This is a genomic window from Flavobacterium sp. Leaf82 (genome assembly GCF_001422725.1).
GTDB lineage: Bacteria > Bacteroidota > Bacteroidia > Flavobacteriales > Flavobacteriaceae > Flavobacterium.
The window spans coordinates 55,206-77,533 of sequence record NZ_LMMA01000034.1; the positions used below are offsets into that span (position 1 = coordinate 55,206).

Sequence of the window (22,328 nt, forward strand, 5' to 3'; positions counted from 1 at the left end):
TTTTAGTAGTTTTTAAATGAAAAATATAATATTATTCCTTGTTTTCTTTTTTAGTCTAAACGTTTTCAGTCAGGAAAAATTATGCAGAACTGACATTTGGGATAATGCAGAATTATTTCAAAAAAATGAAATCGAGAAGTATGCAAATAATGATTTTTCGGTTTTATGGAATCATACTCAAAATTATCTTGTTTATGGCGTTATAGGAGACAATTATCAAAGAATATCAATAAAGTTTATTTCAATTAAAAGAAATGAAAAAAGTAAAAATGAATATATTATTCGGGGTAAATCTCAGGTTAATTCAAACATTTGTGATTTCATTGGAACTATAACAATCTTAAAAATTCAGGAACTCAAAAAGATGAAATTTGGCATTGACGATGAATACAAAAATGCCGGTATCAAAAGTCAAGGATTATTGATTGCCAATTATAAGTTTACAGAAGATAAAAATCAAAAAGATACGGGAGAATTTAGAGGTACCTTGCAAACCATATTTTATGTCGACAAAAATGATTTTATAAAGTACAATGATATTGAAAGTCACAAGGATAGTTACTTTAATAACGCGTTTACAGGCAAATGGAAATCGAATAATTCTGGAAAAGAAAAAATATGCAATTGGGGGGATTACAGAGTTCCCAGCGTAAATTGCAATTTTGATATTGGATCAGGCGAACTTAGTGTTGCCGAAAAATATCTAAAAAACGGATGGAATGTTAAGTCAAAACAGAAATGGTGGCAATAAAAGGTAAACGAAGTATTTGATTTTAGATTTTATATTAGCAAATGATAATCTAAAATCTAAAATCAGAACTCTGCAATTAGAATTTTACCACAATTCCGAAACTTCATTTTTGATATATCCCAAAGCAGCGTTACTTGGAGATTGTTTCTCTAATAAATCATTCAAAATCTTTTCACGTAATTTATCAGCACTGTCAACACGATCGCTCATCGCGCCTTTGCGAATGATTTGTATCGTCGAATTTTTAGCTGTTGTAATAATTGTCCAACATTCATCAGACATATAAATTTGCTGCGTTAAGTTGTGTTCAAATTCCTGTTCGATTTGATCGATCAGATAATTTTCATAATCATGCTTTTCATTTGAAATTGGCGCGATTCTGATCAATAATTTCGACAGGTTAATACGCTCTAAAAATAAAGTCATACGCTCGTAAGCCTGTAAACGTATTGGTAAAGATTCTTTGTGTGCTTCTCTGTTCAATAAAAAATTTCGTTTTTTATCATTGTTTTTTATATGCAATTCAAAAAAACTGTAAGCCACAAATCCGGTAACAATGGCTGGTAAAGTATAACTGGCTAATTCTATAATTCTATTAAAATCCATTTGGTTCAATTTTTCAACAAAAATATAATTTTTAAGGAGAAATCCACTTTAAATTTATTGTAATAAACAAAAAGGAAGACTTACTTTTGCATCTTGTTTTTTTAACTTGCAGAAACCCCTTTTGATGGATTCATATATTATATTTTTTCTTTGTTTAGCTGCTTTTGCTGCAGGATTTATCGATGCAATTGTTGGTGGTGGCGGATTAATCCAGACGCCAATGGGATTGATTTTATTGCCAAACTTGCCAGTTTCGACTGTTATAGGAACATTAAAAATTCCGGCTTTTACCGGAACTGCTTTTGCGGCTTTTCAATACATGAAAAAAGTAGTGATTCAATGGCGATTGCTCTTGATTATGATGTGTTTGGCGGTTCCGTCGGCTTTTCTGGGATCTACAATATTAACGATGGTAAGCAATGATTTTATGAAACCGCTTTTGCTTGTGGTTTTATCTTTATTGTTTATATATACTTATGCAAAGAAAAATTTTGGTCAGCATGTGGTCAAAGATCATTCTGCCGGAACACAAATAATGTATGCTGTTGTAATTAGTATAATAGTTGGTTTTTATGATGGTTTTATTGGTCCGGGAACCGGGAGCTTTTTCGTAGTTGCTTTTATTGCTCTTTTAGGTTTTGACTTTTTACACGCTTCTGCAAATGCTAAAATGGTAAACCTGGCAACAAACTTTGGTTCGATTTGTTTGTTTATGATTAAAGGAAAAATCATCTGGTCAATTGCAATTCCCATGGCAGTTAGTAACGGACTTGGCGGATGGCTTGGTGCAAAACTGGCAATTAATAAAGGAAATGGTTTTATTAGGATATTCTTTTTGATTGTGGTTGTGGGGACGCTAATTCGATTTGCATATGATGTGTTTTATAAGTAAAAGGTTCTGAGGTACTAAGGTTCTAAGTAGCTAAGTTTTTAATTAATTGTAAGAATTATAGTTTGAAATCAGCTATTTTTGTTGGAAATATGCATTATGAATATTACAGAATTAGATGATGATTATCAGAATTTAGAAAAATTAATTGACGAATAAAAAAAAGTGAAGAGGATATTGAAGCAGGTAGAATTATCGACTATTCTGATTTTAAAGAAAAACTTCGAATTAGGAATAATTTTTAAATTCCAAAAAATACGGTTTGTTATCCTAAAACAAAACCTTAGCAACTTAGTAACTTAGAATCTAAGTGCCTTTCTAAAAAACAATTGTTCTAATCTAGCCCCGATAGAGGCGGTATCCTCGCAGTGAAAAGAAGAGATATAGCCGAAAGCGGGAACAATGTTTCATGAAAAGCCAATTGATCTGCTTCAAAAAAATAAAAAAATTAAGCAACTTAGAACCTTAAAAACTTAGTAGCTTATTCAATCATTAATTCTTATTTTTGCATAATATGGAGAAAAATTTCATGCAAAAGTATATTGACCAGCTCAATGAAGCGCAACGACAACCTGTTCTAAAAAAGGACGGGCCAATGATTATTATTGCTGGTGCAGGTTCAGGAAAAACTCGTGTTTTAACAATTAGAATTGCTTATTTGATGGCGCAAGGTGTTGATGCTTTCAATATTTTGTCGCTTACGTTTACGAATAAAGCAGCTCGTGAAATGAAGCACAGGATTTCTGATATTGTAGGGGCAACAGAAGCTAAAAACCTGTGGATGGGGACTTTTCACTCGATTTTTGCGCGTATTCTTCGTGCAGAATCAGATCATTTGGGATATCCATCCAATTTTACAATTTATGATTCTCAGGATTCTGCCAGATTAATTTCTTCCATTATTAAAGAAATGCAGCTGGATCGTGATATTTATAAACCAAAGCAAATTTTAGGTAGAATTTCGACCTATAAAAACAGTTTGATTACGGTTAAAGCATATTTTAATAATCCGGAATTGGTTGAAGCCGACGCTATGGCAAAAAGACCAAGATTAGGAGAAATTTACCAACAATATGTAGAACGCTGCTTTAAAGCGGGAGCAATGGATTTTGATGATTTATTGTTGAAAACCAATGAATTACTGACCCGTTTTCCAGAAGTCCTGGCAAAGTATCAAAACCGTTTTCGTTATATTCTGGTTGATGAGTACCAGGATACAAATCATTCCCAATATTTGATTGTTAGGGCATTATCTGATAAATTCCAGAATATTTGTGTAGTTGGTGATGATGCGCAAAGTATCTATGCTTTCCGTGGAGCGAATATCAATAATATTTTGAATTTCCAGAAAGATTATGAAGGTGTAATTATGTTTCGTTTGGAGCAAAATTACCGTTCAACAAGAAATATTGTTGAAGCGGCAAATACCGTAATGGAGCACAACAAGACTAAACTGGATAAAGTAGTTTGGACAGCAAATGATTTTGGGCAAAAGATAAAAGTACACCGCAGTTTGACAGATGCCGAAGAAGGACGTTTTGTAGCCAGTACAATTTTTGAACAAAAAATGCAAAATCAGCTTCATAATGGTTCTTTTGCAATTTTATATCGTACCAATGCACAATCCAGAGCGATGGAGGATGCGTTGAGAAAACGTGATATTCCGTATCGAATTTATGGTGGATTATCATTCTACCAACGTAAGGAAATTAAAGATGTCTTGTGTTATTTGCGTTTGGTAATTAATCCAAAAGATGAAGAAGCGCTGGTTCGTGTTATTAATTATCCGGCACGTGGAATTGGTGATACAACTGTTGAAAAACTGACTATTGCTGCCAATCATTACAAACGTTCGATTTGGGAAGTAATGGTGAATATTGATAAAATCGATTTGAAACTGAACTCAGGAACAAAAAATAAAATCAATGATTTTGTGACAATGATTCAGAGTTTTCAGGTAATTGATCAAAATCAGGATGCTTTTTACATTACAGATTACGTAGCCAAAAAAACAGGTTTAGTTCAGGAATTAAAGAAAGATGCTACACCTGAAGGTATGGCAAAGATTCAGAATATCGAGGAACTTTTAAACGGTTTGAAAGATTTTACTGAAGGACAAAAAGAAATTGACGGTGCAAGAGGTGCTTTGTCTGAATTTATGGAAGACGTAGCACTTGCAACTGATTTAGATAAAGATACATCTGATGAAGATCGTGTGGCTTTGATGACCATTCACTTAGCAAAAGGACTGGAATTTCCTCATGTTTTTGTGGTAGGAATGGAAGAGGATTTGTTTCCGAGTGCGATGAGTATGAGTACCAGAAGTGAATTAGAAGAAGAACGTCGTTTATTTTATGTAGCTTTAACTCGTGCAGAACATCAAGCTTATTTAACATACGCGCAATCACGTTACCGTTGGGGTAAATTAACAGATAGTGAACCATCACGTTTTATTGAAGAAATCGACGGGCAATATCTGGAGTATTTAACACCTGCAGAAAGTAATTACAGATATAAATCGCCAATAAACGGAGATATTTTTGGAGATATCGACAAATCTAAATTGCGTCTGGCGAAACCAATTGGATCAACACCACCAAAACATGTTACTGATAACCAGCCAAAACCGGATTTAAACATTCGTAAATTAAAGCCGGTTACAGGAACAAACCCAAATAGTGCTGCGCCAAATTTATTCGACAATAAGCTGACGATTGGAAATGTCGTAATGCATGAACGTTTTGGTAAAGGTGAAGTGGTTAATTTAGAAGGTGTTGGAGCTGATAAAAAAGCCGAAATAAAATTTGAAGTTGGAGGCTTGAAAAAGCTTTTACTCAGATTTGCTAAATTAGATGTGGTCGGGTAGTATGAGTAAATTATTATGTTATCTAATAATTTTAGTTTCTTTAAATGTTTTAGGGCAATCAGAAGTATTATCGAGCAAGAATGATAAAAAGTTAGTTGGATATTGGAAAGGTGCTGAATATGATAAAATTACACTTGTCCCTAAAAAATATTGGACTATAAATAGAGAAGAGAATGGAAAATACTTTATTGTGTTTACCTCGACAAAAGATTGTGAAGTAAGAGTTTGGAACGAAAGAGGAAGATGGTGGATTAATAACGGTAAATTTTATAAATTAAATTCTCGAACAGGTGATTTGACTGTAATCAATTATAGTTTTAGTGGAATAAATGAAATCTTTTTTTCTGAAAAACCATCTGATGCAAAAATAGAAGATAAAGATGTGTTCTATTTTGAGAATTTAATAGATTATTGAAGACTTAATTGGGTGGTATTCTAAAATTAGGTTTTGAAAACATCTGTCACACTCTCAGCGAAGTCGAAGAGCTTATCGATAAACGAGGGCTTCGATTCCGTTCAGCCTGACAAACCTGAAACCTGAAACAAAACTAACAAAAAAAGAAAAATGGCTGAGTTCATAAAAATATATCCCGATAAACCTAATGAAGCTGCAATTGCCAAAGTGGTAAAAGTGCTTCAGAATGGAGGTTTAGTAATTTATCCAACAGATACTGTTTACGGTTTGGGTTGCGATATTACAAATTCACGTGCATTAGAAAAAATTGCAAAAATAAAAGGAGTTAAGTTAGAGAAAGCAAATTTCTCGTTTATTTGCCACGATTTAAGTAATTTATCAGATTATGTTCGTCAGATTGATACGGCTACTTTCAAAATTTTGAAAAGAGCGTTGCCTGGACCTTACACTTTTATTTTACCGGGAAATAATAATTTACCAAAAGAGTTTAAAAAGAAAACTACTGTTGGTATTCGTGTTCCGGATAACAATATTGCATTAGAAATAGTGAGACAGTTAGGGAATCCAATCGTTTCAACTTCTATTCGTGATGAAGATGATGTAATTGAATATACGACTGATCCTGAATTGATTTTTGAAAAATGGCAAAATATTGTTGATCTTGTTATTGATGGAGGTTATGGGGATAATGTTGGTTCAACAATTATTGATTTATCTGACTACGAACCTGTCATTATTAGAGAAGGAAAAGGAGATATAAATATCTTGTAAGAAAAAATCTAAAATTATTTAGGTTAATAGAAAATGGTTTGGTTAATTAGCATATAATTTAACCAAACCATTTTTTGTTTTATGAAAAACCTTTATTTGTTACTTTTCTTATTTTTATCAGTTACTATATTTTCTCAAAATGTTTTAAAAGGAAAAATTACTTCAAAAGAAAATGCACCATTGGAAGGTGTAAATATTTATTTTGACGGAACCACAATTTCTACTATTTCGGATTCTAATGGAAACTTTGCCATTAAATATGAGCCAAACGCTAATAATATTTTAGTGATAAGTTTCATGGGGTATCAAACAGAATATCTTACAGGTCTTGATATGTCCAGACCTTTTAATGTGGCTCTTACAGTTTCAAAAAACGAACTTAAAGAAGTTGTAATCAATACAAATGAATTATTTACAAGAGAACAGAAATTAAAACTTTTTAGAGAATACTTTTTAGGTACAACAAAGAATGCTAAATCAGCCGTAATACAAAATGAATCTGATCTTCGATTCAAATACGATAAAGAAAAACTAATTTTTACTGCTTCATCAGATAAACCTTTAGTAATTCTAAATACTTTTTTAGGATATAAAATTGATTTTGAGTTGGTAGTTTTTGAAATTGCATTTAATAAATTAAGCATTAGTTCTAAAGATGTCATAAAAAACTTCTACGGTGGAGTAAGTAGATTCGAAGATATTGATAGTTCTGTTGCTGTTTTGGAACGCAGGGAAAAAACGTATCAGGGATCTCAAATTCAGTTTTTCAGGAATTTTGCTAAAAAAGAATGGGGAATAAAGAAGTTTTTATTGCTTAATGATGATAACAGTATTGATCCTCTTAAGCGTTTTAAAATAACTGAGGAAGAAGATTTTGTAAAAGTAGAAGTATTGCCACAGCCAAAAGGAGAAATCAAAAATGAAAACCTAAAAGATATTGTTGCTTCTTATAATATTGCTTTTAACAGAACCGAAGAATCTAAAATTACTTTTCAGACTGATAGTTTTTATATTTATAAATATGGAAATAACTCAAATATAGAAAGTATTCTTTTTTCAGGTAAAATTTCAGAGAAGAAAGTAGGTGATATGTTGCCTCTTAATTACGGAATTAAATAAGATTTAGCATTTAAATAATTGATTATCTGAGTAAAAAATTAATCAATATGGTTTATTTGTAAAAAAAAACTGAAATACTATAAAAGTTTAAAATAAATAACTAACTTTAGGTTAGTTAAAATTTAGTTAGTTAATTAAAAGATAATGCTATTCTTGATTTATATTTAATTGGTTATTAAAGAATTAAGAATACATAAAAGCAGGTCAATTGACCTGCTTTTTCTGTATAATAAAGTATGTAAAACCTTATATTATTTTTGTTGTTTTTTCATTTCTTTTTCAATCATATCATAGAATTGATCGATTTTTGGCATAACAACAATACGAGTTCTTCTGTTACGGGCTTTGTTGTCTGGAGTGTCATTTGCAACTAAAGGCACATATGAACTTCTACCAGCTGCGATTAATTTAGCAGGGTTAACACCAAGGTCGTTAGTTAATACACGTACAATAGATGTTGAACGTTTAACACTTAAATCCCAGTTGTCTAACAATACTCCGTTGCTTTTGTAAGGAACGTTATCTGTATGACCTTCAACCATACATTCGAAATCTGGTTTGTCGTTTACTACTTTTGCAACTTTAGCTAAAACACCTTTTGCAGCGTCAGTTACATCATAGCTACCACTTTTAAACAATAATTTGTCTGCAATAGAGATAAATACAACACCTTTTTCTACATTGATTTCGATGTCCGGATCGTTGATTCCAACTGCTCCTTTTAAACTTGTAACTAAAGCTAACGTTACACTGTCTTTTTTAGTTAAAGCATCCTGAAGTCTAGAGATTTTTAAATCTTTTTCTTTTAAACTTTCTAATGATTTTTCAAGATTTTCAGCTCCTTTAGTAGTTAAAACAGTTAAGTCTTTAGAAGTGCTTATTAAATCTTGATTATGTTGTTTATAACTTTCTGCTGTAGCTGCAAGTCCTGCTTTTTCCTCTAAACAAGCATTTAGTTTTACGGTACAGGAGTTTAATAAATCTTGGGTTTCTTTGTTCTTAGCTTCTAATGCTGCGTATTGCTTTTTCGATACACACGAAGTTAAGGCCATTAATACTGATAGTGCGATTACTATTTTTCTCATAGGTATTATATTTAATTAAACGTTGATTACAAATTTAGTTTTTAATATTTTGATTACTGTTAAAGATTTCTTTAAATACGGTCAGTTTCTTTATATAATACAAGAAAACGATACTTTTTACAGTATAGTATTGCTGTATCTGAAAATCTTTTCTTTCCCGCAAATATTTTAAAGATATGCAATAAAATGAAAAATGTGCTTTCAAAATTGCAAAAGTATGTTGAAATTTTCCTTGTGTAAGAAAACGGATACCGGCAATACCATCCAAAATCATTCTGAAGAAAATAACAAAAAACATCCTTTTTTTAGGAAGATTTTTTACCAGCATTAATAAAGAATTTCTAAAATTAAGAAAGGTTTTTCTCGGATTTCCTTGTTGTAAAGTAGCACCTCCAACATGATAAACGGTTGATCCTGAATTATATTTGATGATATGACCTTCGTTTGCAGCGCGCCAGCATAAGTCAATTTCTTCCTGATGTGCAAAAAACGTCTCATCAAAACCTCCCAATTCATGATACACTTCACTTCTTATAAAAAAACAAGCTCCTGAAGCCCAGAAAAGTTCACAATTATCATTGTATTGACCATTGTCTTTTTCCAGAGTATCAAAAATACGTCCGCGGCAAAAAGGGAAACCAAATTTATCAATAAATCCTCCTGCTGCTCCGGCATATTCAAAGTATTCCTTATTTCTAAAATCAAGTATTTTAGGCTGGATTATCGCAGTTTGTTTTTCTGTTTCAAAAGTTTCAAGAATTGGATTCAGCCAATTTTCGGTTACTTCGATATCTGAATTTACAAGGGCATAAATTTCAGCGTTAATATGTTGTAAAGCATTATTATAGCCTTTTGCAAAACCATAATTACCACTGTTTTCAACTATTTTTATTGTGGGAAAGTTTTGTCTGATAAAATTAACAGAATCATCTGTTGAAGCATTATCTGCGACATATATTTGAGCTCCTTCTGAAAACTGAACAACAGATGGTAAAAATTGCTCTAACAATTTTACGCCGTTCCAATTTAAAATGACAACTGCTATTTTATCCAAAAGTAAAATTTTATTTATTTTTAATATTATTCTTTATAATCCGGCAAACTTCTCAAAAACTGATATTTTTCGTTTTCAAAATCCATTTGACAATAAAAATGATTCAGACCGTTTGTAACATTCAAAAACCGTGCCTTCATTGTCATATTATAGCGGGCAATTTGATCAAAAGTTGCCTGAGATATTTTTACGGCAGGAGCTTTACATTCTACTAAAATATGTATAGAACCATCAGGATTAAAGACTACCACATCATATCTTTTGCGTAATCCGTTGACTGTTAAAACTTTTTCGACATTGATTAAAGATTTAGGGTATTTTTTTTCATCAATCAAATAATGAACTACGTGTTGTCGTACCCATTCCTCTGGAGTAAGGATGATAAATTTTTTCCTGATTTCATCAAAAATAGACACTTTATTTTCGCTATTTTTGAATCGGAAAGTATAAGTAGGAAAATTTAATTGCTGCATGCGGCAAATATAATTTGAAAATTAGTCAATATGAAAATTAGATAATTATTTTTTTAAACTGCTTACTGGTACTGAACACTGAAAAATAAAATAAATGGATGAAGTTGTAAAAATTGTTAATGATATAAAAGCCGGAAATATAAAACCAATTTATTTTTTAATGGGTGAGGAGCCTTATTATATCGATAAATTATCAGAATATATCGAGCAGAATGTGCTTTCGGAAGATGAAAAAGGATTCAATCAAACAGTATTATATGGTAGGGATGTATCTGTAGAAGATATTGTTTCAACGGCAAAACGTTATCCTATGATGTCTGATCGTCAAGTTGTTATTGTAAAAGAAGCGCAGGATTTATCCAGAACAATAGATAAAATAGAATCCTATGTAAATAATCCTATGCAAACTACCGTTCTTGTTTTTTGTTATAAATACAAAACACTTGATAAACGTAAAAAAGTTACCAAGTTATTAGCTCAAAACGGAATCGTTTACGAAAGTAAAAAGCTTTATGAAAATCAGGTTGGTGATTGGATTAAGCGTGTTCTTGCAGGAAAAAAATATACGATTGATCCAAAAGCAAATGCTATGCTTGTAGAATTTTTGGGTACAGATTTAAGTAAAATTAATAATGAACTGGAGAAATTACAGATTATTTTACCGCAAGGAACTGTAATTACGCCTCAACATATTGAAGAAAATATTGGTTTTAGTAAAGATTACAATGTATTCGAACTTAGAAAGGCAATAGGAGAACGAAACCAGCTTAAAGCATATAAAATAGCAGAGAATTTTGCTCATAATCCTAAAGAATATCCATTAGTAATGACTACAGGATTGGTTTTTGGATTTTTTATTCAGCTTTTAAAATACCACGGACTTAAAGATAAAAACCCAAAAAACGTTGCAACTGTAATTGGTGTAAATCCTTATTTCTTAAAAGAATACGATCTTGCACTTAAAAATTATCCCATGCGTAAAGTCAGTCAGATTGTGGGAGCTTTGCGTGATGTTGATATTAAAAGTAAAGGAGTAGGAGCCAATGCTTTACCTCAGTCGGATTTATTAAAAGAAATGCTGTACAAAATATTTAATTAAGCCGTGAAAATTCACGATATTTGCATCTCTAAAAAAATTACTACTTTTAAAATAATAATTACACAAATATGGGAATGAATAAAAATACCGTTTTAGGATGGGCTACTTTTATAATGGTACTTATGGGATTGTTACTTATAGGTCTTGGCGCTTTTAGATACAGAGACGTTTCTGGCTGGGGTTTTGTAGCAGTTGGTGTTGGATTTTTTGCTAATGCATGGGTTTTTAATGCTTTAAAAGGTAGAGTATAATTCTATAAAATGTCAGTAATATAATATCAAAAAATAATTAATTAAAATTAAAAACAAACATAATGTCAGACGATAAGAAAGTAATTTTCTCAATGCAAAAATTGAGTAAGACCTATCAGGGTGCAGACAAACCGGTACTTAAAAATATTTACCTGAGTTTCTTTTACGGTGCTAAAATTGGTATTTTAGGACTTAACGGATCAGGAAAATCTTCTCTTTTAAAAATTATTGCAGGAGTTGATAAAAATTATCAGGGAGATGTTGTTTTTCAACCGGGTTATACTGTAGGTTATTTAGAGCAGGAACCAATTCTTGATGACTCTAAAACCGTTATCGAAATTGTTCGTGAAGGAGCTGCAGAAACTATGGCCGTTCTGGAAGAATACAATCAAATTAATGATTTATTCGGTCTTGAAGAGAATTACTCAGATCCAGATAAAATGGATAAATTGATGGATCGTCAAGCGGCTTTACAAGACAAAATTGATGCTCTTGGTGCTTGGGAAATCGATACAAAACTAGAAATTGCAATGGATGCTTTGCGTACGCCAGAAGGTGATACGCCTATCAAAAACCTTTCAGGAGGAGAGCGTCGTCGTGTAGCTTTATGTCGTTTGTTGTTGCAACAACCTGATGTATTGCTTCTGGATGAGCCTACTAACCACCTTGATGCTGAGTCAGTTCTTTGGTTAGAGCAGCATTTAGCACAATATGCAGGAACTGTTATTGCTGTAACGCACGATAGATATTTCCTTGATAATGTAGCTGGTTGGATTTTAGAGCTAGATAGAGGTGAAGGTATTCCTTGGAAAGGGAATTATTCTTCTTGGTTAGATCAAAAATCCAGTCGTATGGCACAAGAAGAAAAAGTGGCATCTAAACGCAGAAAAACTTTAGAACGTGAGCTTGACTGGGTACGTCAAGGAGCAAAAGGACGTCAGACGAAGCAAAAAGCACGTTTACAGAATTACGATAAATTATTGAACGAAGACCAAAAACAATTGGATGAAAACTTGGAAATCTATATTCCAAATGGTCCGCGTTTAGGTACAAATGTTATCGAAGCTAAAAATGTTGCCAAAGCATTTGGGGAGAAATTATTATATGATAATTTGAATTTTACTTTGCCACAAGCTGGAATTGTTGGAATTATTGGACCAAACGGTGCTGGTAAATCTACTATTTTCAAAATGATTATGGGAGAACAAGCTACTGATAGCGGAGAATTTTCAGTTGGTGAAACGGTGAAAATCGCTTATGTAGATCAGTCACACTCTAATATTGATCCAAATAAATCTATTTGGGAAAACTTTGCTGATGGTCAGGAATTAATCATGATGGGTGGAAAACAAGTGAACTCAAGAGCTTATTTATCACGTTTCAATTTTGGTGGAGGTGAGCAAAATAAAAAAGTCTCAATGTTATCTGGTGGAGAACGTAACCGTTTGCACTTAGCTATGACTTTAAAAGAAGAAGGAAACGTACTTTTACTGGATGAGCCAACGAATGATTTAGATGTAAATACACTTCGTGCACTTGAAGAAGGTTTGGAGAATTTTGCAGGTTGTGCCGTAATTATTTCGCACGACAGATGGTTTTTGGATAGAATTTGTACGCACATTTTAGCGTTCGAAGGAGATTCGGAAGTTTACTATTTCGAAGGAGGTTTCTCTGAATACGAAGAAAACAAAAAGAAACGTTTAGGTGGTGATTTAACTCCAAAACGTTTGAAATACAGAAAGTTGATTAGATAATAATCTGAGAAATTTCAAAATTTAAAATCCCAAATTCCAATTATTGTGAATTTGGGATTTTTTTTTATATAGAATTTGTCATTTCGAGGAACGAGAAATCACACTAGAAATTTCGCAAAGAAAATTGCCAATCTTTATCGAGTTACGCGTGTGATTTCTCCTTACGTCGAAATGACACAAAATGCGAATAAAAAAGGGAATAATAAAAAAGGGAATAAAAAATCTGTGCAAACCCGTTTAATCCGTAAAATCTGCGGGTGACCATCATTCTCCACGACAATAATTACAAAAATTTAGCCTTTAACTCCGGAGTTGGAATCATGCAGCTTTCTTTTTTGCCATACCATTTGTAACGGTTTTTAGCAATATAATCATAAATATAATTTCGAAGTTTTTCTGGAAAAATTTTAAAAATAGAAGCAAGACTATAAATTCCTCCTAAATCTTCTCCAATTTCTAAAACTGCTAAGGATTTATAATAATAGGCAACACCGGGATTGTATAAAATAATACTATCAATTTTGCTTTGATCGACACCTATATAAATACAAATTTCTTTTCCCAAATCTGATTGCAAAGCCACAAATCTAAAAACATCTTTTTTGTCATGCTTAATAATAAATTGAACTGCGCCGTTGCATAAATTGCAAACGCCATCGAAGAGGATTATTTTTTTGTTTGTTGCTGTGTTTGCAAGGAAGGAAGTAATCTCATTTTTGGTTTTCATATATTGCAGTTGCTTATTTTCGTGTGGTTGCTTCGTTCCTCGCAATGACCTGTGTTATGTCTTTGCGAGGAACGAAGCAATCTCACTTTATTTTTCTATGTAGTATTTAAACAATCATTATATCCTCAATTTCTTTAAATAAATCTTTCCAAGTTGGATTTATAGAACGAATCAAATTATTTTTATCTTCTCTTGATCCGGCTTTAATTTGTTTCTCTCTTGTTATCGCATCTTCAATCCATTGAAATTGTTCGTAGTAAACAAGAGTATTCACATTATATCGAGCCGAAAAAGATTTAGGATATTTTTTATTTATATGTTCTAAAATTCTTTTCGGAAGATGTGAAGTTACACCCGTGTAAACAACAGTTTGATATTTATTAGTAATTATATATACGAACCCCGGCTTCATTTTTTATCCTCTTTTTAAATTTAGTCATTGCGAGGAACGAAGCAATCTCACTATTTTTTTATATACTGCATTTGCTCATGTTCGTGTGGTTGCTTCGTTCCTTGCAATGACAAAACTAAAGAATAAAATTTTAAATATAAGATTTTTAGTACTATTGTTTTTGWTTATTAAAATTATAATTTTAATCATTTTTATAGATTAAAAACGACTTTCATAATTTGTTTTTAATCGAGTTTTATAAAATATCTATCTTCTTAATTATCTTTTTATAAATCTATCTTTAAATCGCTTTATTTTGGTTTCCGATAAAATTTAAGCTTTTTTATAACTGAAAACTGCCACTGCTACTGAAAACTTACTTCTTACCAGCTTCCACAAATTCCAATTCATCTAAACTTACTTTCGAAGTAAAAATTCCGTAATTAACCGTTGCTTTATTTTTTTCGATAGAATCGATACTTCCAACAGATCTTCCGTCAAGCATTCTTACTCTGTCACCAACTTTTAAAATTGGTTTTGGTTTTTCGATAACGGGTTTGAGTTTCTTTTCTTTTTTCTCTTTTCTAATTTCTTCAACCTGAACCGAAACTTCTGCAATAACTTCTTTTTTCTTTTCGATTATGGCTTTTGTTTCTTTTGGAGTTGCTTTTTTTCGTTTTGAATTTTCAATTTCTATGATTTTCAAAAACTCGCCAATTAGTTCCTTTTTATTTTTATTGTTGAAATATTTCTCTGAGATATCTTCTATTTTCTGACCAATGTAAATCGTCTTTTGGTTGCTATCGTATAATTCCTGATAGCTTTCTAGTTTTTGTTTGATTTTTACATTGATGTTTTCCATCTTTTTGCTTTCCTCACGTGCGCGCGTTTCTTCTTCTTTTAAATTGATAGAAGTTTTCTCAAGTTTGGATCTTTCTTTTTGAAGAGTTGCAATGGTCTTATCAAAACGAACTTTGCCAACTTCGATTTTCTTTTTCGCGCGATTTATTAATCCAAATGGAATTCCGTTTTTTAAGGCAACTTCAAAAGTAAACGAACTTCCGGCCTGACCTAAAGCCAACTTGTACATTGGTTCAAGCGACTTTTCGTCGAACATCATATTCGCATTTGTTGCAAAAGGCAATTCGTTTGCCAGAATTTTCAAATTAGAATAATGTGTTGTTATAATTCCGAAAGCTTCACGATGATAAAATTCTTCCAGGAAGATTTCAGCCAAGGCTCCTCCTAATTCCGGATCAGAACCTGTACCAAATTCATCAATTAAAAACATGGTTTTCTTGTTGCATTTCTTCAAGAAATAATTCATGTTTTTTAATCGATAACTATAAGTACTTAGGTGATTTTCAATAGATTGATTATCGCCAATGTCTGTTAAAATTCTATCAAACAAAAAAGTTTCGCTACGTTCATGAACCGGAATCAACATCCCTGATTGCAACATCAATTGTAATAAACCAACTGTTTTAAGCGAAATTGTTTTTCCTCCGGCATTTGGTCCTGAAATTACAATGATTCGGTTATCTTGTTTTAATTCAATAGTTTGCGGATGCGTAATTTCATTCTTCTGCTTATTATTCAAATACAAAATTGGATGATATGCTTCTCTAAAAAACAGTCTTCTTTCTTCGGTAATTGTAGGTAAGATTCCGTTGATTCTATTGGCATATTTTGCTTTTCCTGAAACTACGTCAATGTCGCTTAGAAATTCCTGATACTCAGTTAAAATTGGTAAGAAAGGACGAATTGCATTTGATAATTGCTTTAAAATTCGGGTAATTTCTTCTTTTTCTTCGTACTCTAAATTGCTTAGTTCACGAGAATATTGAAGTGTAGTTTCCGGTTCGATATAAGCAATACTTCCGGTCTTTGAACTGCCTAAAATAGAACCTTTTACTTTACGACGATACATCGCTAAAACGGCTAAAACTCTGCGATTTTGCACAAAACTTTCTTTAATATCATCTAGATAACCCAGACTATTATATTGGGTAAGTGCAACGCCAAAACTTTGATTTACTTTACCGCGAATTATGTTCATATTCTGGCGAATACTCAATAAAGCAGGTGAAGCATTATCTTTGATTTCTCCATATTTATCTACAATAGCATCGATTAGAGTAACAATATCTTTAGTGTATTCAACTCTTGAAGCTCTTGCGTTAAGATTTGGATAATAATCATCAAACTTTTTAAGAAAATTCAATAAGAAATTTGCGGTTGATGAAAGCGTTGCAATTTTTCTAAAGCTTCCTACTTCAAGGAAACTATCTTCTATTGCAAGAAATTTTATTTCATGCGTTATGGCGTCAAATCCGTGATTGGGAATGGCGTTATTATTTTCAAAAGACGAAACATATTCTGATGTTTGCATCAAAGCCTGCATCAAAGTTTCTTTGTCTTTAAAAGGTGTTATTTTTAAAGCTTTTTCTTTTCCTATATCTGTGTTACAGCCTGCCGAAATGGTTTCGAGCACTGTTGGAAATTGTAAATCTTGTAATGTCTTTTCGGTAATGGATATCATTTAATTTCTTTAACAAAGTACACGCAAAAGTACGAAAACATAATCATTGAATTCTATAAAGTTCAGCTCTAAATTTTATCGTTTACTAAATATGATTTCAATAAAAAAATTCCGAGATTAGCATTAAAAAAAATATGGACGTAAAAATGCATGATTCCTGGAAACCGGTTTTAAAGGAAGAATTTGAGAAACCTTATTTCAAAGAATTAATTGATTTTGTAAAATCTGAATATGCAACTAAGATATGTTATCCAAAAGGAAATCAGATTTTTTCGGCATTTGATCATTGTCATTTTGATCAGGTAAAAGTTGTAATTATAGGACAAGATCCTTATCACGGACCTAATCAGGCAAATGGCTTGTGTTTTTCTGTAAACGACGGAATAGCATTTCCACCTTCTCTTCAAAATATTTTCAAAGAAATCGAAACCGATTTAAATATACCAATTCCTAAAACGGGTAATTTAGAACGTTGGGCAGATCAGGGTGTTTTTCTTTTAAACGCTACTTTAACCGTAAGACAATCGGAAGCTGGAAGCCATCAGGGAAAAGGTTGGGAAAAATTTACAGATGCTGTAATTAAACAAATTTCGGCTAATAGTAAAGATGTCGTTTTTTTATTATGGGGAGGTTTCGCCCAAAAGAAAGCAGCGCTAATTGATTCATCAAAACATTATATTTTAAAATCAGGTCATCCTTCGCCTTTAAGCGCAAACAGAGGATTTTGGTTTGGAAATAAACATTTTAGTCAGGCAAATGCTTTCTTGAAATCAAAAGGATTGAAAGAAATTGAATGGTAACCAATTTCAGATAAGCTAATATAAAAAGTCAAAGTGTTAATTGAAAAGAACATTTTGGCTTTTTGTTTTTTCTAAAATAGTTTTCAGTTTTTTAAAATTTTTGGATTTTTTTAGGATAATACATGTTAAATTATTATTTAAGAACTTTAGTTTAATTCTTTCAAAACTTTATAAACATCTTCGATAAAGGAAGATGCATATTATATAATGATTTGGTCGGGAAAATAATGGAATGGATTATGAAGAGTTTTCATGATAAATTAGAATTTGTAAAAGTTAAGCTTACTTTTGCACCCTCAAAATTTATAATAACGAAATGAAGCAAAAAATACTATTATTACTATTTCTTAACTTTTTTTATTTTTCTTATGCAAGCGAAATTATTGTTATTCCATCTAATCAATTTAATATAGATAACAATAAAAAATTAATACTTTCTAATTTAGATGTTACTTACATTAATATACAATGGTCAGGCGAAAAAACTTCAATAACATTTGATGTGAATTATGAGTTTGAAACCCCTGTAACTATAATTAAAATTGGAACTCCTTACAAAGTAATAAATCCAGCGGATAACAAATTATATGTACTTTATTTTACTGAGTTACCTTTAATTACTATTACGACACATGACTTAATTGTCGATGATCCTTATGTTTTAGGCAATTTTAGAATAGTTGAAACGAATCAAAATACGGTAATTTCTAATATTGGCATACAGTATAGAGGTGCTTCATCACAATTTCTTCCTAAAAAACCTTTCGAAATTGAATTTTGGAACGATGTAACAGGAGAAGAAACCCATGACGAAAGCTTATTAGGTATGCATTCTGATGATGGATGGAACTTACAGGCTATGTACAATGAATCTCTCAGATTCCATAGTAAAACTAATAATGATTTATGGAGATTAATACATAAACCATATTATCTTAATTCAGAGCCAGAAGCAGCAAGTGGTATCGAAATGAAATATGCTGAACTATTTTTAAATGGTGAATATAGAGGTATATATTGTGTAGGAGAAAAAGTAAACAGAAAACTATTAAAACTAAAAAAATATAATAAAAATATAAAAGGGGAATTGTACAAAGGTGACCAATGGGGTGAAAGCACATTACTAAACTCCTTGTTGTCATATGATAATAATCAATCACTATGGGGTGGTTACGAATACAAACATCCAAAAGAGGAAACCGATTGGACAAACATTTACAATTTTGTTGATTTTGTTGTTAATGAAACTGATAGTAAATTTTTGAGCGAATATAAAACTAAGTTTGAGATTAATAACGCGGTTGATTATTTTATATTTCTAAATTTACTTAGAGCTACTGATAATCGTGGAAAAAATTTATATCTGGCAAAATATAACAATAATTCCCCTTATTTTTATGTGCCATGGGATTTGGATGGAACCTTTGGAACTATATGGAATGGTCAGCATGAAAATATTACTAATGATTTATTATCTAATGGTTTGTATGATCGTTTACTTAATGATTGTTCAGCAGGTGGATTTCGTGAAAAATTAAATTTAAGATGGAGTGAATTACGAAACACTTTAATTACACATTCTAGTTTAATGACCATGCTTACTAATAATTATAATATTCTAAAACAAAATGGAGTTTATGAGAGAGAAAGTATGGCGTGGCCAGATTATAATGCTGATGAAACCGAACTAGATTATATTTCTACGTGGTTAACGAATAGATTGGCATTTTTAGATTTGAAATTTTCTGAGAGTTGTAATACACTAGATGTGGCAACATTTGATCGAGTACTAAAAACTACCATTTATCCTAACCCAACATCTGATGTCGTTAATATTAGTTTAGTTGATAATTTGAAATATACAATATTTCTATATGATACTACTGGAAAATTATTATTGAACGATCACTTTGAGGGTGACCAATATCAGATTTCTATAAAGGATTTGAGTAAAGGAATATATTATATCAAAGTATTGGATTCAGATAATAAGGTTGATGTCAAAAGGGTAATAAAAAATTAAATAAAAAAGCCAGTTAAAATTTTAACTGGCTTTTTTTTATTTTCTAACAATTTCGTCTAAAACTGCTTTATTTTCGTAGTTAATAACTTTTAGAATTACTTCTTGGTTTTTAACTGTTTTTCCTTCAATAATATAAAGTTTTCCTTTTTTGAAAGGAACATTACTTTGGTCAAAATCTACATCTCCAAACTTCAGGGTATTTTTTATATCAGCGGTATCAATCCATTTTTCGTTTAAAGTCTGAACTGCTTTTTCAGAATATTGAAAAGGTTTTGTACGTAAATTGTTTAAAACGCGGGCATTTGGGAAGTAGTTGCAACGGGTATCTTTTCCGCTAAAAACAAGGGCTACAAAAAAGCATCCCATAACTAAACCAACTAAATAATAGGCAAAACGATGTGCGAACTTCATGAAATAAAATTTTTGCAAAGGTACACTAAAGTTCCCTTAAAATACAAGTAAATTAATGTCGTTATCAGGCAAATCAAACCATTCGCCAATTGCTTTGTTGGTTAAAATTCCATGGTATAGATAGATTCCGTTTTTTAATCCCTTATTACATCTGATGGCACTTTCTAAACCACCGTCCTCAGCTATTTGAAGTAAGTAGGGAGTAAGTATGTTACTTATTGATAATGAGGCTGTTTTAGAATATCTTGAAGGTATATTAGGCACGCAATAATGCAAAACATTACTTTTAATAAAAGTTGGTTTTTCGTGGGTCGTAACTTCAGAGGTTTCAAAGCAACCTCCGGTATCTATGCTTACATCGACAATTACAGCGCCTTTTTTCATGTGTTCAACCATAGTTTCTGTTACTATAATAGGACAACGTTCTTTTCCTCGCATTGCGCCAATGGCAACATCACAACGTCTTAAAGCTTTTAACAATGCTTTTTGCTGAACGGTAGAAGTAAAGATTCTCTGGTTTAAATTATTTTGTAAACGTCGTAATTTTGTAATCGAGTTATCAAAAACTTTTACGTTTGCACCTAATCCAATTGCCGTTTTTGCTGCAAATTCACCAACTGTTCCGGCACCTAAAATTACAACTTCGGTAGGAGGGACTCCGGTTATATTTCCAAATAAAAGACCTTTCCCAAATTCATTAGTAATCATTAATTCTGCAGCAATAAGTATAGAAGCAGTTCCTGCAATTTCACTTAATGATTTTACAGCAGGATATGATCCGTCTTCATCCTTAATATATTCAAAAGCTAATGCTGTTATCTTTTTTTGAGCCAAAGCTTCAAAATAAGTTTTCTTTTTTGTTTTTAACTGAATGGCAGAAATAATAATCGTTTCGGGATTAATCATCTCAATTTCTGCTAATGTTGGCGGTTCAACCTTTAATAACATCGGACAACCAAAAACTTTTTTAGTATCTTTTGTTACTTCTGCTCCTGCATCTGAGTATTCTTTGTCAGAATAACTGGAACTTTCTCCTGCTCCGGACTCAATCATAACACGATGACCTTCATAAGTCAATGAGTTTACAGCATCCGGGGTTAAGCAAATACGACGTTCCTGATAACTTGTTTCTTTAGGGATTCCTATAAAAAGTTCACTTTTGAATCGGCCAATTTCAAGTTTTTCTTCTTGTGGCAACAATTGTTGTTTCGTAAATGGAGTTAAGGTGATTGACATGGGTTGTGCGAAAATTAAGAGTACAAATTACGTAAAAAGTTTTAAATCAATGTAAAAATTCTGCTAATAGTATGTGATGAAATTACGGCATAATTTTTTCCATTTTAATGTCGGCCCTTTCATAAATCCCTCCTTCTAAGGGAACTTCTGTAAAACCAAATTTTTCATACAGGTGAATCGCCGGAAGCAATTTTCGATTTGAATACAAAAACAATTTTTGAATGTTATTTTCTTTGGCTACAGCCAGACAATGTACCAGTAGTATATTTCCAATTCCTAAACCTTGCGCCTGATCAGAAACTGCCATTTTACTCAATTCAAATGTCGAATCATTGACTTTCATTAAGGAAACAGTTTCTACAATCTCATCATTATATTTAGCGTAGAAAATTAATCCTCCTTTATCAATAATTTCTTCCTGAGGATTCGAAAGTACTATTTCGTCTTTTTCTTCAACTCTAAAATATTTTTGAAGCCATTCTTTATTTAAGATTTTTATCGGATCTTTTAAATCAGGTGAGAATGGGATTATTTCGACTGTATTTTGGGGATTCATTTCTTATCTTTTAAACTAATTCCAATGCTCTTTTTCCATCAGCCAATAACTCGATATTGATTATTGAATGTTCTTCAGGAATTAGATTAGCAATTTTTTCAGACCATTCGATAAAACACCAATTTCCGGAATACAAATAATCATCAACTCCCATATCAAGCGCTTCAGTTTCTTTGTTTAATCGGTAGAAATCAAAATGATAAACGATTTGATTGTTAGAAGTATAGTATTCATTAACTAAAGAAAAAGTTGGACTGCTTGTTGCATCTTCAACTCCAAGACTTTTACAAAGTTGTTTGATTAAAGTAGTTTTTCCAACACCCATTTCTCCATTAAAAAGAATAATTTTCTTTGGATTTTGTGCTAAAATTTGTGCCGCAACTTCTTTAATCTGATCTAATGAAAAAACGATATTCATTGTTGTGATTTTTTTTGCCACGAATTTCACGAATTTTAGCCAATTAAAGTTTATTTACTAAAAAAAAATTAGTGCTAATTAGTGTAATTCG

22 protein-coding genes are annotated in these 22,328 nt (G+C 31.6%); 11 read left to right on the forward strand and 11 right to left on the reverse strand.

Annotated elements, in window-relative coordinates; genetic code table 11:
* Nucleotides 1-16: 16 nt before the first annotated feature.
* Nucleotides 17-751, forward strand: coding sequence for a hypothetical protein (locus ASF10_RS19920; RefSeq protein ID WP_056253184.1), 735 nt, complete (start codon nucleotides 17-19; stop codon nucleotides 749-751).
* 84 nt (nucleotides 752-835) lie between these two features.
* On the opposite strand, the gene ASF10_RS19925 is transcribed toward ASF10_RS19920, so the two are convergent.
* Nucleotides 836-1,357: a hypothetical protein gene (locus tag ASF10_RS19925; protein ID WP_056253187.1), complete on the reverse strand. Its 522-nt coding sequence runs from the start codon at nucleotides 1,355-1,357 to the stop codon at nucleotides 836-838.
* A 124-nt stretch (nucleotides 1,358-1,481) separates the two neighbouring features.
* Here ASF10_RS19925 and ASF10_RS19930 point away from each other — a divergent pair, with 124 nt between their 5' ends.
* The 5 genes from ASF10_RS19930 to ASF10_RS19950 all read left to right on the forward strand — a co-directional run bounded on the left by ASF10_RS19930 (nucleotide 1,482) and on the right by ASF10_RS19950 (nucleotide 7,417).
* Complete coding sequence (locus tag ASF10_RS19930; RefSeq protein ID WP_056253190.1) at nucleotides 1,482-2,249, forward strand: sulfite exporter TauE/SafE family protein; 768 nt, start codon at nucleotides 1,482-1,484, stop codon at nucleotides 2,247-2,249.
* Between the two features lie 526 nt (nucleotides 2,250-2,775).
* On the forward strand, nucleotides 2,776-5,112 hold the full coding sequence (locus ASF10_RS19935; protein ID WP_056253781.1) for an ATP-dependent helicase: 2,337 nt from the start codon (nucleotides 2,776-2,778) through the stop codon (nucleotides 5,110-5,112).
* A 1-nt stretch (nucleotide 5,113) separates the two neighbouring features.
* Nucleotides 5,114-5,527, forward strand: a complete 414-nt coding sequence (locus ASF10_RS19940) for a hypothetical protein (RefSeq protein WP_056253192.1) — start codon at nucleotides 5,114-5,116, stop codon at nucleotides 5,525-5,527.
* 150 nt (nucleotides 5,528-5,677) lie between these two features.
* Nucleotides 5,678-6,298 (forward strand): L-threonylcarbamoyladenylate synthase, encoded by a 621-nt coding sequence (locus ASF10_RS19945; protein WP_056253194.1) that lies wholly within the window; start codon nucleotides 5,678-5,680, stop codon nucleotides 6,296-6,298.
* Nucleotides 6,299-6,379: 81 nt separating this feature from the next.
* Nucleotides 6,380-7,417: a carboxypeptidase-like regulatory domain-containing protein gene (locus ASF10_RS19950; protein ID WP_056253198.1), complete on the forward strand. Its 1,038-nt coding sequence runs from the start codon at nucleotides 6,380-6,382 to the stop codon at nucleotides 7,415-7,417.
* A 251-nt stretch (nucleotides 7,418-7,668) separates the two neighbouring features.
* Here the strand turns inward: ASF10_RS19950 and ASF10_RS19955 are convergent, their stop codons facing one another.
* Genes ASF10_RS19955 through ASF10_RS19965 form a run of 3 tightly spaced genes read right to left on the reverse strand, consistent with a single transcriptional unit; the run spans nucleotide 7,669 to nucleotide 10,029 of the window.
* A complete protein-coding gene (locus tag ASF10_RS19955) occupies nucleotides 7,669-8,502 on the reverse strand; it encodes a flagellar motor protein MotB (protein WP_055092349.1) in 834 nt (277 codons plus the stop codon).
* Between the two features lie 34 nt (nucleotides 8,503-8,536).
* A complete protein-coding gene (locus ASF10_RS19960) occupies nucleotides 8,537-9,556 on the reverse strand; it encodes a glycosyltransferase family 2 protein (RefSeq protein ID WP_056253201.1) in 1,020 nt (339 codons plus the stop codon).
* Between the two features lie 26 nt (nucleotides 9,557-9,582).
* Nucleotides 9,583-10,029: a type I restriction enzyme HsdR N-terminal domain-containing protein gene (locus tag ASF10_RS19965; RefSeq protein ID WP_056253204.1), complete on the reverse strand. Its 447-nt coding sequence runs from the start codon at nucleotides 10,027-10,029 to the stop codon at nucleotides 9,583-9,585.
* A gap of 94 nt (nucleotides 10,030-10,123) precedes the next feature.
* Between ASF10_RS19965 and holA the strand changes: the two genes are divergently transcribed.
* The 3 genes from holA (at nucleotide 10,124) to ettA (ending at nucleotide 13,133) form a co-directional block, all read left to right on the forward strand.
* Nucleotides 10,124-11,128 (forward strand): DNA polymerase III subunit delta, encoded by a 1,005-nt coding sequence (holA, locus tag ASF10_RS19970; protein WP_056253209.1) that lies wholly within the window; start codon nucleotides 10,124-10,126, stop codon nucleotides 11,126-11,128.
* A gap of 68 nt (nucleotides 11,129-11,196) precedes the next feature.
* Nucleotides 11,197-11,379, forward strand: coding sequence for a CAL67264 family membrane protein (locus ASF10_RS19975; RefSeq protein ID WP_035680915.1), 183 nt, complete (start codon nucleotides 11,197-11,199; stop codon nucleotides 11,377-11,379).
* Between the two features lie 62 nt (nucleotides 11,380-11,441).
* The gene (gene ettA / locus ASF10_RS19980; protein ID WP_056253212.1) at nucleotides 11,442-13,133 is read left to right on the forward strand and encodes an energy-dependent translational throttle protein EttA; all 1,692 of its coding nucleotides are present in this window, start codon (nucleotides 11,442-11,444) and stop codon (nucleotides 13,131-13,133) included.
* A gap of 283 nt (nucleotides 13,134-13,416) precedes the next feature.
* Here ettA and ASF10_RS19985 read toward each other — a convergent pair whose 3' ends face one another.
* The 3 genes from ASF10_RS19985 to ASF10_RS19995 form a co-directional block, all read right to left on the reverse strand.
* Nucleotides 13,417-13,860, reverse strand: coding sequence for a thiol-disulfide oxidoreductase DCC family protein (locus ASF10_RS19985; RefSeq protein ID WP_056253215.1), 444 nt, complete (start codon nucleotides 13,858-13,860; stop codon nucleotides 13,417-13,419).
* 106 nt (nucleotides 13,861-13,966) lie between these two features.
* Entirely contained in the window at nucleotides 13,967-14,272 is a 306-nt protein-coding gene (locus tag ASF10_RS19990; protein WP_056253218.1) for a GIY-YIG nuclease family protein, read from the reverse strand.
* A 355-nt stretch (nucleotides 14,273-14,627) separates the two neighbouring features.
* On the reverse strand, nucleotides 14,628-16,793 hold the full coding sequence (locus ASF10_RS19995; protein ID WP_056253220.1) for an endonuclease MutS2: 2,166 nt from the start codon (nucleotides 16,791-16,793) through the stop codon (nucleotides 14,628-14,630).
* 134 nt (nucleotides 16,794-16,927) lie between these two features.
* Between ASF10_RS19995 and ASF10_RS20000 the strand changes: the two genes are divergently transcribed.
* On the forward strand, nucleotides 16,928-17,593 hold the full coding sequence (locus ASF10_RS20000) for a uracil-DNA glycosylase (protein WP_056253225.1): 666 nt from the start codon (nucleotides 16,928-16,930) through the stop codon (nucleotides 17,591-17,593).
* Nucleotides 17,594-17,909: 316 nt separating this feature from the next.
* Entirely contained in the window at nucleotides 17,910-19,616 is a 1,707-nt protein-coding gene (locus tag ASF10_RS20005) for a CotH kinase family protein (protein WP_056253227.1), read from the forward strand.
* A gap of 36 nt (nucleotides 19,617-19,652) precedes the next feature.
* Here the strand turns inward: ASF10_RS20005 and ASF10_RS20010 are convergent, their stop codons facing one another.
* The 4 genes from ASF10_RS20010 to tsaE form a co-directional block, all read right to left on the reverse strand.
* On the reverse strand, nucleotides 19,653-20,027 hold the full coding sequence (locus tag ASF10_RS20010; RefSeq protein WP_056253230.1) for a DUF4258 domain-containing protein: 375 nt from the start codon (nucleotides 20,025-20,027) through the stop codon (nucleotides 19,653-19,655).
* A gap of 36 nt (nucleotides 20,028-20,063) precedes the next feature.
* Nucleotides 20,064-21,263, reverse strand: coding sequence for an alanine dehydrogenase (locus ASF10_RS20015; protein WP_056253233.1), 1,200 nt, complete (start codon nucleotides 21,261-21,263; stop codon nucleotides 20,064-20,066).
* Between the two features lie 82 nt (nucleotides 21,264-21,345).
* A complete protein-coding gene (locus ASF10_RS20020) occupies nucleotides 21,346-21,819 on the reverse strand; it encodes a GNAT family N-acetyltransferase (protein WP_056253236.1) in 474 nt (157 codons plus the stop codon).
* Nucleotides 21,820-21,829: 10 nt separating this feature from the next.
* On the reverse strand, nucleotides 21,830-22,237 hold the full coding sequence (gene tsaE / locus ASF10_RS20025; RefSeq protein ID WP_056253784.1) for a tRNA (adenosine(37)-N6)-threonylcarbamoyltransferase complex ATPase subunit type 1 TsaE: 408 nt from the start codon (nucleotides 22,235-22,237) through the stop codon (nucleotides 21,830-21,832).
* Nucleotides 22,238-22,328 lie beyond the last annotated feature (91 nt).

Coding starts and splice junctions, on each gene's coding strand:
- ASF10_RS20020 (WP_056253236.1), bottom strand. CDS start 21,819: ATGAATCCCCAAAATACAGTCGAAATAATCCCATTCTCACCTGATTTA.
- ASF10_RS19950 (WP_056253198.1), top strand. CDS start 6,380: ATGAAAAACCTTTATTTGTTACTTTTCTTATTTTTATCAGTTACTATA.
- ASF10_RS19920 (WP_056253184.1), top strand. CDS start 17: ATGAAAAATATAATATTATTCCTTGTTTTCTTTTTTAGTCTAAACGTT.
- ASF10_RS19965 (WP_056253204.1), bottom strand. CDS start 10,029: ATGCAGCAATTAAATTTTCCTACTTATACTTTCCGATTCAAAAATAGC.
- ASF10_RS20005 (WP_056253227.1), top strand. CDS start 17,910: ATGAAGCAAAAAATACTATTATTACTATTTCTTAACTTTTTTTATTTT.
- ASF10_RS19985 (WP_056253215.1), bottom strand. CDS start 13,860: ATGAAAACCAAAAATGAGATTACTTCCTTCCTTGCAAACACAGCAACA.
- ASF10_RS19945 (WP_056253194.1), top strand. CDS start 5,678: ATGGCTGAGTTCATAAAAATATATCCCGATAAACCTAATGAAGCTGCA.
- tsaE (WP_056253784.1), bottom strand. CDS start 22,237: ATGAATATCGTTTTTTCATTAGATCAGATTAAAGAAGTTGCGGCACAA.
- ASF10_RS19955 (WP_055092349.1), bottom strand. CDS start 8,502: ATGAGAAAAATAGTAATCGCACTATCAGTATTAATGGCCTTAACTTCG.
- ASF10_RS19940 (WP_056253192.1), top strand. CDS start 5,114: ATGAGTAAATTATTATGTTATCTAATAATTTTAGTTTCTTTAAATGTT.
- holA (WP_056253209.1), top strand. CDS start 10,124: ATGGATGAAGTTGTAAAAATTGTTAATGATATAAAAGCCGGAAATATA.
- ASF10_RS20015 (WP_056253233.1), bottom strand. CDS start 21,263: ATGTCAATCACCTTAACTCCATTTACGAAACAACAATTGTTGCCACAA.
- ASF10_RS19975 (WP_035680915.1), top strand. CDS start 11,197: ATGGGAATGAATAAAAATACCGTTTTAGGATGGGCTACTTTTATAATG.
- ASF10_RS19995 (WP_056253220.1), bottom strand. CDS start 16,793: ATGATATCCATTACCGAAAAGACATTACAAGATTTACAATTTCCAACA.
- ASF10_RS20010 (WP_056253230.1), bottom strand. CDS start 20,027: ATGAAGTTCGCACATCGTTTTGCCTATTATTTAGTTGGTTTAGTTATG.
- ASF10_RS19990 (WP_056253218.1), bottom strand. CDS start 14,272: ATGAAGCCGGGGTTCGTATATATAATTACTAATAAATATCAAACTGTT.
- ettA (WP_056253212.1), top strand. CDS start 11,442: ATGTCAGACGATAAGAAAGTAATTTTCTCAATGCAAAAATTGAGTAAG.
- ASF10_RS20000 (WP_056253225.1), top strand. CDS start 16,928: ATGGACGTAAAAATGCATGATTCCTGGAAACCGGTTTTAAAGGAAGAA.
- ASF10_RS19930 (WP_056253190.1), top strand. CDS start 1,482: ATGGATTCATATATTATATTTTTTCTTTGTTTAGCTGCTTTTGCTGCA.
- ASF10_RS19935 (WP_056253781.1), top strand. CDS start 2,776: ATGCAAAAGTATATTGACCAGCTCAATGAAGCGCAACGACAACCTGTT.
- ASF10_RS19925 (WP_056253187.1), bottom strand. CDS start 1,357: ATGGATTTTAATAGAATTATAGAATTAGCCAGTTATACTTTACCAGCC.